Origin of the sequence: Pseudomonas sp. EA_105y_Pfl2_R69 (assembly GCF_963970915.1) — a bacterium.
GTDB lineage: Bacteria > Pseudomonadota > Gammaproteobacteria > Pseudomonadales > Pseudomonadaceae > Aquipseudomonas.
The window spans coordinates 59,955-73,099 of the sequence record NZ_CAXAOO010000008.1 but is presented as its reverse complement, the minus strand read 5'-3'; the positions used below and the strand labels follow the sequence as shown (position 1 = coordinate 73,099).

At 63.6% G+C, this 13,145-nt stretch carries 14 protein-coding genes; 3 read left to right on the top strand and 11 right to left on the bottom strand.

The window, feature by feature from the left end:
- Positions 1–294: 294 nt before the first annotated feature.
- From AACY13_RS19585 to glyQ, 10 genes are all read right to left on the bottom strand, one after another.
- On the bottom strand, positions 295–1,236 hold the full coding sequence (locus AACY13_RS19585; RefSeq protein ID WP_339463255.1) for a phosphatidate cytidylyltransferase: 942 nt from the start codon (positions 1,234–1,236) through the stop codon (positions 295–297).
- Between the two features lies 1 nt (position 1,237).
- Complete coding sequence (locus tag AACY13_RS19580; RefSeq protein ID WP_339463254.1) at positions 1,238–1,858, bottom strand: lysophospholipid acyltransferase family protein; 621 nt, start codon at positions 1,856–1,858, stop codon at positions 1,238–1,240.
- Positions 1,859–1,867: 9 nt separating this feature from the next.
- Complete coding sequence (locus AACY13_RS19575) at positions 1,868–2,323, bottom strand: hypothetical protein (protein WP_339463253.1); 456 nt, start codon at positions 2,321–2,323, stop codon at positions 1,868–1,870.
- Positions 2,313–3,668, bottom strand: coding sequence for a phosphatase PAP2/dual specificity phosphatase family protein (locus tag AACY13_RS19570; RefSeq protein WP_339463252.1), 1,356 nt, complete (start codon positions 3,666–3,668; stop codon positions 2,313–2,315). The genes AACY13_RS19575 and AACY13_RS19570 overlap by 11 nt, the downstream gene beginning before the upstream one ends.
- On the bottom strand, positions 3,668–5,425 hold the full coding sequence (locus AACY13_RS19565; RefSeq protein WP_339463251.1) for a bifunctional alpha/beta hydrolase/class I SAM-dependent methyltransferase: 1,758 nt from the start codon (positions 5,423–5,425) through the stop codon (positions 3,668–3,670). The genes AACY13_RS19570 and AACY13_RS19565 overlap by 1 nt, the downstream gene beginning before the upstream one ends.
- A gap of 10 nt (positions 5,426–5,435) precedes the next feature.
- Entirely contained in the window at positions 5,436–6,059 is a 624-nt protein-coding gene (locus AACY13_RS19560; RefSeq protein ID WP_339463250.1) for a CDP-alcohol phosphatidyltransferase family protein, read from the bottom strand.
- Positions 6,060–6,284: 225 nt separating this feature from the next.
- Positions 6,285–7,058 (bottom strand): lysophospholipid acyltransferase family protein, encoded by a 774-nt coding sequence (locus AACY13_RS19555; protein WP_339463249.1) that lies wholly within the window; start codon positions 7,056–7,058, stop codon positions 6,285–6,287.
- 32 nt (positions 7,059–7,090) lie between these two features.
- Positions 7,091–7,624: a D-glycero-beta-D-manno-heptose 1,7-bisphosphate 7-phosphatase gene (gene gmhB / locus AACY13_RS19550; protein WP_339463248.1), complete on the bottom strand. Its 534-nt coding sequence runs from the start codon at positions 7,622–7,624 to the stop codon at positions 7,091–7,093.
- A gap of 141 nt (positions 7,625–7,765) precedes the next feature.
- A complete protein-coding gene (glyS, locus tag AACY13_RS19545; protein ID WP_339463247.1) occupies positions 7,766–9,820 on the bottom strand; it encodes a glycine--tRNA ligase subunit beta in 2,055 nt (684 codons plus the stop codon).
- Positions 9,817–10,764: a glycine--tRNA ligase subunit alpha gene (gene glyQ, locus AACY13_RS19540; RefSeq protein ID WP_339463246.1), complete on the bottom strand. Its 948-nt coding sequence runs from the start codon at positions 10,762–10,764 to the stop codon at positions 9,817–9,819. Before glyQ ends, glyS begins: the two co-directional genes overlap by 4 nt.
- 66 nt (positions 10,765–10,830) lie before the next feature.
- On the opposite strand from glyQ, the gene AACY13_RS19535 reads away from it, so the two are divergent.
- The 3 genes from AACY13_RS19535 to AACY13_RS19525 all read left to right on the top strand — a co-directional run bounded on the left by AACY13_RS19535 (position 10,831) and on the right by AACY13_RS19525 (position 12,794).
- On the top strand, positions 10,831–11,382 hold the full coding sequence (locus AACY13_RS19535) for a DNA-3-methyladenine glycosylase I (RefSeq protein ID WP_339463245.1): 552 nt from the start codon (positions 10,831–10,833) through the stop codon (positions 11,380–11,382).
- A gap of 163 nt (positions 11,383–11,545) precedes the next feature.
- Positions 11,546–12,433 (top strand): lysophospholipid acyltransferase, encoded by an 888-nt coding sequence (locus AACY13_RS19530; protein WP_339463244.1) that lies wholly within the window; start codon positions 11,546–11,548, stop codon positions 12,431–12,433.
- 94 nt (positions 12,434–12,527) lie between these two features.
- Positions 12,528–12,794, top strand: coding sequence for a PilZ domain-containing protein (locus AACY13_RS19525; protein ID WP_339463243.1), 267 nt, complete (start codon positions 12,528–12,530; stop codon positions 12,792–12,794).
- Positions 12,795–12,801: 7 nt separating this feature from the next.
- On the opposite strand, the gene AACY13_RS19520 is transcribed toward AACY13_RS19525, so the two are convergent.
- Positions 12,802–13,131 (bottom strand): hypothetical protein, encoded by a 330-nt coding sequence (locus AACY13_RS19520; RefSeq protein ID WP_339463242.1) that lies wholly within the window; start codon positions 13,129–13,131, stop codon positions 12,802–12,804.
- Positions 13,132–13,145 lie beyond the last annotated feature (14 nt).

The following is a 13,145-nucleotide window of genomic DNA, read 5'->3' as shown; positions in this document are numbered from 1 at the left end:
TGAAAAGCACGGTGGGTGCGGCGTACGGAAAGCAGAAAGCCGGTCCTCGAAAAGGACCGGCTTTTCTCTGCGGCTGGAAACTTATGCACTGAATGGCGTCAGCTGCTGCTTAAGAAAAATACCTTATTAATCATAAAATTGGCTGAACAGCTAGGCCGATCCAGGTATTTGACACACAGCTTATCCACAATTTGCCTAGACGGTTCCATTGCGCTCGCCAGGCACTTCACGGCTATCTATGCCCAGGTCGATAGAGCCATCCCGCACCGCCCTACCAGCGGACGGTTTTCAGGCTTAAGCCACCGGCACCCACCAGTACCTGACGAAGTGGAAGAAGATCGGTGCGGCGAAACACACCGAGTCCAGACGGTCGAGCATGCCGCCGTGGCCTTCGATCATATGGCCCCAGTCCTTCACGCCGCGGTCGCGTTTGATCGCCGACATCACCAGGCCGCCGGCGAAGCCCAGCAGGTTGACGGTCAGGGCCATCAGGACGGCCTGCCAGAAATTGAACGGAGTGATCCAGCACAGCAGCGCGCCTATCAGGCAGGACAGGCTGACACCGCCGATAAAGCCTTCGACGGTTTTCGACGGCGACAGGCTTGGCGCGATCTTGTGTTTGCCGAACAGCTTGCCGCAGACGTACTGCAGCACATCGGACAGCTGCACCACGATGATCAGCCAGGCGATCAACAGCAGGTTGCGCCCTTCATAGCCGGGGATATCCAGGGTCAGCAGCGCGGGTACCGAGGAGATGCAGTACACCGCGATCATCAGGCCCCACTGCACCTTCGACGCGCGTTCGAGAAAGCGCGTGGTGTCGCCGCCAAGGGACGCCAGGATCGGCAGCAGCAGAAACAGGTAGACCGGGATAAAGATGGCGAACAGGCCGTACCAGTCGAGGGCGATCAGCAGGTACTGCATGGGCAGGGCGAAGTAGAAGGCCGCGACCAGTGCCGGGTAGTCGCTGCGCCTGGTGGGCGTCAGGGTCATAAACTCGCGCAGGGCGTAGAACGAGACGAAGTAGAACAGCAGGATCACGCCCAGGTTGCCGAACAGGAAGGCGATGCCGATCACCAGCACCATGACCCACCAGGCGTTGATCCGCGCATTGAGGTTGTCGATCACCGGGTTGGGTCTGTCGCCACTGCGCCACTTGAGGAAATAGCCGATGGCCGAGGCGAGCAGTAACAGCGCGCCGATGCCGGCGAACAGCTGCAGGGTGTTGTTTTCCATCTCAGGCCTCCTCGGGCGCTAGGGCCAGCAGGGCGTTACGGGCGCGTTCGAGGAAGGCCTGCTTGCCTTCATCTTGCAGATGCTCCAGCGGGGTACCGAAACTCAGGGTGCACAGCAGCGGCAACGGCAGCGCCCTGCCCTTGGGCATGACCCGGTTGAGGTTGGCGATCCACACCGGCACCAGTTCGATCTCGGGGCGCAGGCGGGTCAGGTGGTACAGGCCGCTCTTGAACGGCAGCAAGCCGTCCTCCAGATTGCGCGTGCCCTCGGGGAAGAGGATCAGTGAGTCGTCCTGGTCCAGGGCATCGAGCATCGGCTGCAGTGGGTTGTGCTCAGGTGTGGCGCGCTCGCGGTCGATCAGTACACCGTTGAATACCTTGTTGATCAGGTAGCGACGCAGGCCGTCGCGCTGCCAGTAATCGGCTCCGGCCACCGGCCGGGTGCGGCGTCGCAGCTCATCGGGTAGCGACGCCCAGAGTAGGACGAAATCGCCGTGGCTGCTGTGGTTGGCGTAGTACAGCCGTTGCACCGGCTGGGGCGTGCAGCCGAGCCACAGCGCGCGGGCACCGGTGAGCAGGCGCGCAGCCGAAGTGATGACGAAGGCGGTCAGGGACGCGAGCATGGAAACTCCTTATCCAGTGATTGAAAGCCAGGGCAGGCCAAGCATGATCAATATGGCCAACAGCAGTTGCGCCAGTAGCCAGAGCACTTGTTGACGTAGCAGGCGCAGAGCGCCCAGGCCGCGTTCGTTCCAGCCGCGCGCGGATTGATTCACCGGCTGCAGCTTGAGCTGGGCGAGGGTCTGGTCGAGATCGGCGGTGTGCGTGGCGAGCTGGTCAACCCGGCCGGCGAGCTGTTGGAACAGCTCGGCATCCAGGGCCACCCGCAGTGCCCAGTATTTCTGCCCCAGCCCCAGTGCCAGCAGCAGCGTACAGAACAGCGCGCTCAGCGGCTGTGCCGTGGCACCGAGCAGTGGTGCCAGGCCGATCAGCAGGGCGACCAGGCTGAGGGCGCTGGACAGCCGATCCAGCGCCCTGCCCCGGCGCAGCAGGCTGGCCAGGGTGAACAGCTGCATTTCAGTAGCCATGGGCGGCGGCTCCGTCTGGCATGCCGGAGCCGAGTTCCAGCATGTCCTGCAGCGCCTGTTGGTGGGCGTCGCTCAAGACCACCTGAGGCCGTGCCCGGCGCAGATGTGCCAGGGCTTCGGGCACCGTCTTGCAGCGCCCGCTGTGCAGCAACCAGGCCGCTACCGCCGTGGCGCTACGCGAATAGCCAAGGGCGCAATAGACCAGCAGGCTGCCGTGGCTGCGCAGCGCCTCGATGGCCTGCGCGGCTTCCAGGCAGGAGGCCGGGCTGGGTACGCAAAGGTCGAGCAGCGGCAGCGCGTGATAGGCTTTGGCTTGGGCGCTGGCCGGCAGCTCGGCGCACAGATCGAGCTGGGCCTGGAACTGCTCGGCCTGCCCAGGCGCGGGAATACGCCCCAGCCAAATACCCGGTTCGACTTCATCGGCGTGCGGCTGGGCGCGGGTCCATAGGCGCGAGTTGAGCCAGGCGGCGGCCAGGTAGGGCGCGAGCAACCAGCTCACGGCGCTGCTCAGTCGACCATCGGCCGCCTTCTGAAAGCCCGCCGCGCCGAACAGCAGGTAGTTGAGCGCGACCAGCAGCAGGGAGAAAGCCGGCCAGAGCAGCCATAACCAGGCACCACTAAGGTTTACTGCCAGGGCACTAAGCAGCGCCGCACCCAGGCTGTAACGCAAAGCCAGGCGCAGGCGCTGCGGGTCGCGGGTCAGCTGCCAGGCCAGTAGCGGGCTACGGCCCTGCAGCGGCCATAGCCAGACGCACAACCAGCCGGCCAGTACCCCGGTGGGCACATCGATAAAGTGGTGTTGCCAGGTGCTCAGCACCGATACGCCGATCAGGGCCATCCAGCCATGCAGCAGGCCGCGCAGCCACAGGCCATGGGTATGCCGGGCGAACATCATCCAGATCACCACCAGCAGGGCGATATGCAGGGAGGGTGCCTGGTTGAAGGGCTTGTCGAAGCCCATCAGCACATCGAACATGCCGCCGAACAGGCCATTCAGTTCCGGCCGCTCGAAGGTGAAGCGCAGCGGCCAGAGCAGGAAGGCGGCGATGCACAGCACTTGCACGCTCAGCAGGCGCAGGCCGTGGCGATCCATTTCCCGGCGCGTGGCCGGCAGCAGAAAAGACAATCCATAAAGCAGGTCAATTGACCAGTACGGCACAATAGTCCATGGCCATAGCGGGATCAGGTTTTCCCAGGCAAACACCAGGGTGCCGACGTCGTCGCGTTGCCCGCTCAGCCAGTTGGCGAAACCGTAGCTGGCGAAGAACAGCGGTGCCAACAGCAGCAGCCAGAGCACGCCGCGCTTCCAGAGTCCGGCCTCGCGGTTAAGGTTAACCTCAGCCATCAGGACACCCGCTGGGCCAGGGAGACGCTGAAGATGCCCCACTCGTCGATGCGCTGGGTCAGCTTGCGAAAGCCCGCGGCCTCGACCAGTTGATCCATCTCCGCCTGGCTGCGCCGACGCATGACCCAGGCTTCACCGCCGCGATGGCTGGTCAGGGCGCGGGCAATGAGTTCCAGTTGCGGGTGCCAGGGTTGCCCGGTGTACACCAGATAGCCGCCCTCTTCCACCGCCGCCGCCAGCCCGGCCAGGGAGTCGCCAACCATCTGGTTGCTGCCGAACAGCTCATATAAACCTGAGACCACCGCCAGAGTCGGCTTGGGCTCGAGCGCGGCAAGATCAGCACGGTCGAAGGCATCGCCTTTGACGAAGCGGGCGATCTCCGTCAGGCCCTTGTGTTCGATCAATGCGCCGCCGTCGCGCACGTTGATATCGCTGTAGTCGCGCAACAGGATCGAGTCCGGTTTTTGCTCCATGCCTTCCAGGGCCTCGAGAATATAGCGGCCGTGGCCGGCGGCGATATCGACGATACGCACGCCGCGGCCCTGCTCGCGCAGCTTGGCCATGGCCAGGCGCAGCAACTCTTCGGCATGCAGTTTGCGCTGGCGAATGCCGCGCCAGCCGATGGAGTTGAGGTAGTTCTGATCGATCAGCTTGCCGATAGGCGACTTGCCGCTGGGCTGGTTGCGGTAGACGTAATCCAGAGTGCTGCCGGAATCGAAGCCGGTGTCGAAGCCCAGCTTGACCCCATCGGACAGGTTGCTGCCGAACTTCATGCCGGCACGGGTGGCGCGCCAGTAGAGGTCGCCGAGGGAATTAGGCGGCAGCGGCGCGGCCAGGCTTTCCGCCTCGGCGCAGGTCGCGCCGAGGCGATCGGCATCGAGCAAGCAAGGACGTGCCACCGGCTCCTCGAAACAGCGCAGGAGAAAACGCCGGGCGCGGCTCATGGCATGGCTGCGGTCGCGCTCGCCGAGGGTGTCGTGGAAGAAGCCCGGGAAGATATGCATTTCCTTGCGCAGGCTGCCGAGGCGTTCGAAGAACTGCTGCTGGGGTTTGCGATGGACCACGAAGTCGGCACCGGAGATCAGCAACTGGGTGGGGACCTGGATCGCCTGGGCATCGGCCACCACCCGCTCGGCGGCGTCATACAGGCCCAGCAGCATATTCACCGAGATCGGCCGGGCGATCAGCGGGTCGCTATCGAAAGAGGCAATCCGCGTCGGGTCATGGCTAAGGTACTTGGCCTTCACATAACTGTTGACGAAGAAGTTGCCGCGCAGCGCCCGCATCAGTCGCAAACCGGGTCGGGCAAAGGGTACGTAGAGCTTGACCTTGAACGCCGGCGAGGCGAGCACCAGGGCACGGATCTTCGGCGCGTAGTCATGGGCCCAGGTGGCAACCACCACCGCGCCGACGCTCTGCGCCAGCACCGCGATATCCGCCACCGCCAGGTCGTGGTGGCTGGCGATATGGTCGATAAAGGTCTGCACATCGCGCACGCTGGTGGCGAAGCTCGGGCTGTCGCCGCGCTCGCCTGGCGACAGGCCATGACCGCGGGCGTCCCAGGCGAAGAAGTCGAAATCGGCCATCTCCAGCTCATCGACCAGATGGGCCATGCGCCCGCCGTGTTCGTGGCCGCGGTGGAACATCACCACCGCGCGCTTCGGCGCGGCACCTTCGGCGTTGCTGGCCGGCCAATGGCGGTAGAACAGCTCTACGCCGTCATGGGTGGTAAAGCTGAGTTCACGGGCTTCGCGCATCGAGACATCCTTATTTCGAACCAGAGGGGGTTGCCGCTTCGGCCAGACCCTGGCGCACGCGGTTATAGAGGGTGTAGAGCAGCAGGGCGAGAACCACCGCGAGCAGGCCGTTTATCCAGCTGGCCAGCAACAGGCCACTGGCCACGCCGGCCCCCAGTACGCCGAAGCAGAAGGCGCGGTCGCTCTTGCCCATGGGCCCGTCGTAGCGGCGCGAGGCACCGACCATGGGCCCGAGTACGCCGGCGTATTCGCTGATCAGGGCCAGCAGCACCACCAGCACCACCAGCAGCGGCGAGACCCCGGGCAGCAGGGCAAAGGGTAGAAACAGGGCGCTGTCGGCGATCAGGTCGCAGAGTTCATTGAGGTAGGCACCGAGCCTGGACTGCTGGTCGAACTCGCGGGCCAGCATGCCGTCCACGGCATTCAGCGCCATGCGCAACAGCATCCACAGAGGGATCAGGGCAAACAGCCAGGCATGCTGATAAAAAGCCGCCAGGAGGATGCCGAGTAACAGGGACACCGCGCCCGCGCCCAGGGTGACCTGGTTGGCGGTAACGCCCCGTTCGTACAGGCGCTTGACCCCCGGGCGCAGCAGGTTCTGAAAAGCCGGCTTGAGCTGATAAATGGAGAGCATGCCGAAGAATTCCTTTTCACTGCCATGAAGTTTCGCTCCAGCTTAGCCGTTTGCCCGCCGGGCAGCTGACTAAGACTGTGCGCGAATGCAGGGTTATCGCGTTGAAGCGAACACTTATCCCCGTTTCAGGCTTCCCTTGCCTGGTGTTAAACGCGTGCGACTCGGTCGCTTGCGTCGAATAGCGGGCGCTTTATTTCATCCCCGCACGACCTGTGGGCAATCTGTTTAAACGGCTTCGCTGGTTTTGCAGGGTTGGGCTTCGGGGCTCAGGGCACCGATCTCCCGTTGCGCCTGGCTGACCCATTCGAAGGCACGCTCATTGAGTTCGGCGATGGCGCGTGGGCCCGTGCCTTCGGCATACATTGGCGGGCCGATAATCACCTGGACGGTGCCCGGGGTCTTGCGCCAGCCCAGCTTGGGCCAGAACTCGCCGGCATTGTGGGCGATTGGCAGCACCGGCAGATTGGCGTTGACCGCCAGGGACGCGCCGCCACGGCTGAACTTGCCGATCTGGCCGGTTGGAATACGTGTGCCTTCGGGGAACACCAGCACCCAGGCACCCTGCCCCAGGCGCTTGTGGCCCAGTTTGGCCAGCTGCTTGAGCGCCGCCTTGGGGTTGCTGCGATCGATGGCGATGGGCTTGAGCATGGCCATGGCCCAGCCGAAGAACGGCACATACAGCAGTTCGCGCTTGACCACCTGGCTCAGCGGCTCGAAGAAGCCGCAGAGGAAGAAGGTTTCCCAGGTGCTCTGGTGCTTGGCCAGGATCACGCAGGGCTGCTCGGGGATGTTTTCCAGGCCCTTGATCTCGTAGCGGATGCCGACCACCACCTTGGCCAGCCAGGTGGCGCAGCGGCACCAGTTCTGAACGACAAAACGGTAGCGCGCGCGAAACGGCAGGAAGGGTGCGACGAAGACGCTGAGGGTGCACCAGAGGAAGGCGCTGGAAGACAACAACAGATAGAAGAGAAAGGTTCTAAGGGTCTGCACTGTCGACATAGGAGACTTTTACCGTCGCAGGCCAGGCCTGCTTATAAGTGGAGAAGACGCGCGGCAACCGCCGTCAGATCATCGAATACCAGGGTACCCGCTGGCAATGTTTTGCCCAGGGTCCGCTCGCCTTTGCCGGTCTTTACCAGAACAGGCTGACAGTCGACGGCCTGGGCGGCGGCCAGGTCACTGCTGCTGTCGCCGACAAACCAGACACCGTGCAGGTTCACGCCATAGTACCCAGCAATCTGCTCAAGCATCCCGGGTTTCGGTTTGCGGCAGGCGCAGCCATCGTCCGGGCCGTGGGGGCAATGCACGATCAGACCCAGTTCGCCGCCCTGCTCGGCCACCAGCTCGCGCAGACGCGCGTGCATGGCATCCAGGGTGCCCAGGTCGTAATAACCGCGGGCAATCCCCGACTGGTTGGTGGCCACGGCCACCGTCCAGCCGGCCCGCGACAGGCGGGCGATGGCCTCGATGGCCCCGGGCAAGGGGAGCCATTCGTCGACGGTCTTGATATAGGCGTCGGAGTCGTGATTGATCACGCCGTCGCGGTCGAGAATCAGTAGTTTCATAACAGTACAGCTTCGTAGGATGGGTTAGCCGCAAGGCGGCGTAACCCATCGGGTATACAGGCTGATGGGTATCGCTGTGCTCCACCCATCCTACGATCGATTTAGGACGTAGGGTGGACATGCCGAAGGCTTGTCCACCGGTTACCCCAGTACCGAGATATCGGCCACCCCCAGGAACAGACCGCGCAGCTTGGCCAGCAGCGCATAGCGGTTGGCCCGCACGCTGGGGTCTTCGGCGTTGACCAGTACGGTCTCGAAGAAGGCGTCCACCGGCTCGCGCAGATTGGCCAGCTGGCTCAGCGCCAGGTTGTACTGACGCGCCTGGGCCAGCGGCTGTACCGCCAGCTCGGCCTGCTGGATGGCGGCGTTGAGGGCGAACTCGCTGGGGCTGTCGAAGTAATGCGCTGCGACGCTGGTCGCGACTTGCCCTGCGGCCTTGCTCAGCAGATTCGACACGCGCTTGTTCGCTGCCGCCAGGGCCGCGGCCTGAGGCAGCGCCCGGAACACCTGCACGGCCTGCACACGCTGATCGAAGTCCAGCGGCGAGGTCGGGCTGACCGCACGCACGGCCTGGTACACGGCCACCTCGACGCCTTCGTCCTCATAACGGGCGCGCAGGCGGTCGAAGATAAAGTCCTGCACCTGGGGGGCCAGGCCCTCGGCTTTGATCTTGTCGCCGAACTGGCTGATGGCAAAGCCGACGGCTTCAACCAGGTCCAGGTCCAGCTGCTTCTCGATCAGGATGCGCAGCACGCCGAGCGCCGCACGACGCAGGGCGTAAGGGTCCTTGCTGCCGGTGGGCAGCATGCCGATGCCGAAGATCCCGACCAGGGTATCCAGCTTGTCGGCCAGGGCCACGGCGGCACCGGTCAGGGTGCTTGGCAGTTCGGCACCGGCACCGCGCGGCATATATTGCTCGTTCAGCGCCAGGGCGACGTCTTCGGCTTCGCCGTCGTGCTTGGCGTAGTAGTAACCGGCGATGCCCTGCATTTCCGGGAATTCGCCGACCATCTCACTGGCCAGGTCGCACTTGCACAGCAGGCCGGCGCGCGCCGCACGGGTGGCGTCGCCACCGATGCGCTGGGCGATAAAGCCGGCCAGGGCCGAGACCCGCTGGGCCTTGTCGTAGACCGAGCCCAGCTGGGCCTGGAACACCACATTGGCCAGGCGCTGGTTAAAGGTCTCGAGCTTGTGCTTCTGGTCCTGCTTGAAGAAGAACTCGGCGTCGGTCAGGCGCGGGCGCACCACCTTCTCGTTGCCGGAAATGATCTGCACCGGGTCCTTGCTCTCGACGTTGGCCACGGTGATAAAGCGCGGCAGCAGCTTGCCGCCCGCATCCAGCAGGCAGAAGTATTTCTGGTTGTCCTGCATGGTGATGATCAGCGCTTCCTGCGGCACCTCGAGGAAGCGTTCCTCGAAGGAGCAGACCAGCGGCACCGGCCACTCGACCAGGGCGCTGACTTCATCGAGCAGCGCCGGCGGGACGATGGCCGTGCCTTGCTGCTCGGCGGCGAGCTGGTCGACGCGGGCGGCGATCTGTGCGCGGCGCTCGGCGAAATCGGCGATCACGTAGGCGCTGCGCAGGTCTTCGGCGTAGTTGGCCGGCGCGCTGATGCGCACTTCATGGTTGGCGTGGAAGCGGTGGCCACGGGACACCCGACCGGCCTGCTGAGCGAGGATCTCGCAGTCGATCACCTCATCGCCGAACAGCATCACCAGCCACTGGCTTGGGCGGACGAATTCAGTCTTGCGTGCGCCCCAGCGCATGCGCTTGGGAATCGGCAGCTCGTTCAGCGAAGTTTCCACAATGCCTGGCAACAGGCCGGCAGCGGCCTGGCCCGGAATGCTCTGGCTGAATTTCAGCTTGGGGCCGCTACGGTCGATATCGGCCAGGTCGACGCCGCACTTCTTGGCGAAGCCGAGCGCTGCCTGAGTCGGGTTGCCATCCTTGTCGAACGCCGCCTGCACGGGCGGGCCGTCGAGGTTCTGGGTGCGATCGGCTTGTTGTTCTTCAAGCTGCTCGACCAGCACGGCCAGACGCCGTGGCGCAGCGTAATAGCGCACCTGGCCATAGTTCAGCCCGGCGCTTTTCAGGCCTTTTTCGATACCGGCGAGAAAGGCCTGACCCAGGATGTTCAGGGATTTCGGCGGCAGCTCTTCGGTGCCCAGTTCTACCAGAAAATCGTGCGCACTCATTCTGCTGCCTCCAGCTTGGCCAATACTTCATCACGCAGGTCGGGGGCGGCGAGGGGGAAACCGAGTTTGCGCCGCGCTTGCAGATAGCTCTGCGCCACGGCGCGAGCCAGGGCACGCACGCGCAGGATGTACTGCTGACGCGCGGTCACCGAAATGGCCCGGCGCGCATCCAGCAGGTTGAAGGTATGCGAGGCCTTGAGCACCATCTCGTAGGTCGGCAGCGGCAGCTCCAGCTCGATCAGGCGGTTGGCTTCGCTTTCATAGAAATCGAACAGCTCGAACAGCTTGTCGACGTTGGCGTGCTCGAAGTTGTAGGTCGACTGCTCCACCTCGTTCTGGTGGAACACATCGCCATAGGTGACCTTGCCGAACTGGCCGTCGGTCCACACCAGGTCGTAGACCGAGTCGACACCCTGGATGTACATGGCCAGGCGCTCGAGGCCGTAGGTGATCTCGCCGGTGACCGGGTAGCACTCGATGCCACCGACCTGCTGGAAGTAGGTGAACTGGGTGACTTCCATGCCGTTCAGCCAGATTTCCCAGCCCAGACCCCAGGCACCGAGGGTCGGCGATTCCCAGTTGTCTTCGACGAAGCGGATGTCGTGCACCAGCGGATCGATGCCGATGGCCTGCAGCGAGCCGAGGTACAGCTCCTGGAAGTTCTCCGGGTTCGGTTTGAGCACCACCTGAAACTGGTAGTAATGCTGCAGGCGGTTGGGGTTCTCGCCGTAGCGGCCGTCGGTGGGGCGACGCGAGGGCTGCACGTAGGCGGCGTTCCAGGTCTCCGGGCCGATGGCGCGGAGAAAGGTGGCGGTGTGGAAGGTGCCTGCGCCAACTTCCATATCGTAGGGCTGCAACACCACACAGCCCTGCTCGGCCCAATACTGTTGCAGGGCGAGGATCAAGTCTTGGAAGGTGCGCACGGCAGGCGTAGTCTGGCTCACAAATTTCACCCGTACTTTGGCGGCTTCAGAAAGTCGGCAAGTATACCGAAGCTCAGGAAAGCCCGCATGCCACGCTGCTTTTGGTGCAATGACGATCCTTTGTATATCGCTTACCACGACCACGAATGGGGCGTGCCGCAACGCGACCCGCAGGCGCTGTTCGAGCTGCTGTTGCTCGAAGGCTTCCAGGCCGGGCTGTCGTGGATCACCGTATTGAAGAAGCGCGAGCGTTACCGCGAGGTGCTGTTCGGCTTCGATGTGCAGCGTCTGGCGGCGCTTACGGATGAGTACATCGAAGAAACCCTGATGCAGGACCCCGGTATCATCCGCAACCGCCTCAAGCTCAAGGCCGTGCGACAGAACGCCCAGGCCTGGTTGAGGCTGGAAGATCCGGTGGCGTTGCTCTGGTCCTTTGTCGGCGGCGCGCCCAGAATCAATCACTTCAGTGAACGCGGCCAGGTGCCGGCGGTTACCCCTGAGGCCGAGGCGATGAGCAAGGCGCTGAAGAAGGCCGGCTTCACCTTTGTCGGCCCGACCATCTGCTACGCCTATATGCAAGCCGCCGGCATGGTCATGGATCACACCAGCGATTGCGACCGCTACGTCGAGCTGACGTAGGTTGGATCGGGGCGCGTAGCCTGAACCGCGTAGCGGCGAAGCCCAACACTGCATTCTTATGAAACTGTCGAGTGGAGCCGTAAACGGCTCCCTGGTGGGCTGCGCTCAGCAGCAACCTGCGCCTCTGGTTACAATAGCCGCCCTTTTGACCTAGGAGTTGCCTGTGGAAAAGCTCAAAGGTGCCCTGGTGGTGGGCTTTCTGCATCTGTTCGCCTTGTTGCCGTGGCGCGCCGTGCAGGCCGTTGGCGCGGCCATCGGCTGGCTGATGTGGAAGCTGCCGAACAGTTCCCGCGAGGTGGTGCGCATCAACCTGGGCAAATGCTTTCCCGAGTTGGACGCGGTCGAGCGCGAGCGTTTGGTCGGGCGCAGCCTCCAGGATATCGGCAGAACCCTGACCGAAAGTGCCTGCGCCTGGATCTGGCCGGCGCAAAAATCCATTGCTCTGGTGCGTGAAGTCGAAGGTCTGGATGTGCTCAAGGACGCCCTGGCCAGTGGCAAGGGCGTGGTCGGCATCACCAGCCACCTGGGTAACTGGGAAGTACTCAATCACTTCTATTGCGCGCAGTGCAAACCGATCGTCTTTTATCGCCCGCCCAAGCTCAAGGCGGTGGACGAGCTGCTGCGCAAGCAGCGTGCGCAGCTGGGCAATCGTGTCGCACCGTCGACCAAGGAAGGCATCCTCAGCGTGATCAAGGAAGTGCGCAAGGGCGGTACGGTGGGTATTCCCGCCGACCCCGAACCGAGCCTGTCGGCGGGAGTATTCGTCCCCTTTCTGGGCACCGAGGCGCTGACCAGCAAGTTCGTTTCCGGCATGTTGAGTGGCGGCAAGGCCTGCGGCGTATTTCTGCATGCCCTGCGCCTGCCGGACGGCTCCGGGTTCAAGGTCATCTTCGAGGCTGCGCCGGAGGATATGTACAGCACCGATACGGCAACCGCCGTTGCCGCGATGAGCAAGGTGGTCGAGCGTTATGTGCGCACCTACCCGAGCCAGTACATGTGGAGCATGAAGCGCTTCAAGAAGCGTCCGCCGGGCGAGGCCAAGTGGTACTGAGCGCGCCGGCCCTTGGGACGGACTTGCCGTCTCCCGGTTGCGGGTCTCGGCCGCTCTCGGCTAGTCTGCATCGACCCATACTGACGGATGCAGCATGAGCAATCATCGAAAGAATGTCCGCACCCCGCTCAAGGTTCGCCTGCGCATCGAGCATCCGCTGCATGGCGAACTTATCCTCACCACCCGGGATATCTCCGACTGCGGCGTGTATGTGCTGATGGATCAGGCGCAGGACAAGCTCAGCATCGGCGAGCGAGTCAGCGGACAGGTGCAGGGGCTGCCGATGGAGGCACCGATCCTGCAGCTGGAAGTGGTGCGGGTCGAGGCCATGGGGGTTGGCCTGCGTTTTGTCCGCGACTGACCGCCGGCTAGGAAGGACGGCTTGCGCCAGCCTTATCCAGGCGCTTTAGAAATACCCCAATTTCCTTTTCCGCCTGTTTATCGCCTTTCGCCTGGGCGGCTCGCAGCCCTTCTGTCCAGGCGTTGCGGGCGGCGTCTGGCAACGCTTGTTTATTCAGGGCCTGGCCAAGCAGCTTCCAGGCCGCCGAATAGTGCGGGTCGAAGGCCACGCAGCGTTGCAGGTGCTCGGCGGCGCGGGGAAAGTCGTCGGCATCCAGATAACCCTTGCCCAGACCGAAGCGCAGCAGGGCATTATCGATCCCCTTGGCCAGCATTTTTTCCAGGGCTTCGGTGCTCATCGGACATCCTTTTT

Coding starts and splice junctions, on each gene's coding strand:
- AACY13_RS19525 (WP_339463243.1), top strand. CDS start 12,528: ATGAGCAATCATCGAAAGAATGTCCGCACCCCGCTCAAGGTTCGCCTG.
- AACY13_RS19520 (WP_339463242.1), bottom strand. CDS start 13,131: ATGAGCACCGAAGCCCTGGAAAAAATGCTGGCCAAGGGGATCGATAAT.
- AACY13_RS19585 (WP_339463255.1), bottom strand. CDS start 1,236: ATGGAAAACAACACCCTGCAGCTGTTCGCCGGCATCGGCGCGCTGTTA.
- AACY13_RS19570 (WP_339463252.1), bottom strand. CDS start 3,668: ATGGCTGAGGTTAACCTTAACCGCGAGGCCGGACTCTGGAAGCGCGGC.
- AACY13_RS19555 (WP_339463249.1), bottom strand. CDS start 7,058: ATGTCGACAGTGCAGACCCTTAGAACCTTTCTCTTCTATCTGTTGTTG.
- AACY13_RS19580 (WP_339463254.1), bottom strand. CDS start 1,858: ATGCTCGCGTCCCTGACCGCCTTCGTCATCACTTCGGCTGCGCGCCTG.
- glyS (WP_339463247.1), bottom strand. CDS start 9,820: ATGAGTGCGCACGATTTTCTGGTAGAACTGGGCACCGAAGAGCTGCCG.
- AACY13_RS19575 (WP_339463253.1), bottom strand. CDS start 2,323: ATGGCTACTGAAATGCAGCTGTTCACCCTGGCCAGCCTGCTGCGCCGG.
- AACY13_RS19535 (WP_339463245.1), top strand. CDS start 10,831: ATGCCACGCTGCTTTTGGTGCAATGACGATCCTTTGTATATCGCTTAC.
- AACY13_RS19560 (WP_339463250.1), bottom strand. CDS start 6,059: ATGCTCTCCATTTATCAGCTCAAGCCGGCTTTTCAGAACCTGCTGCGC.
- gmhB (WP_339463248.1), bottom strand. CDS start 7,624: ATGAAACTACTGATTCTCGACCGCGACGGCGTGATCAATCACGACTCC.
- AACY13_RS19565 (WP_339463251.1), bottom strand. CDS start 5,425: ATGCGCGAAGCCCGTGAACTCAGCTTTACCACCCATGACGGCGTAGAG.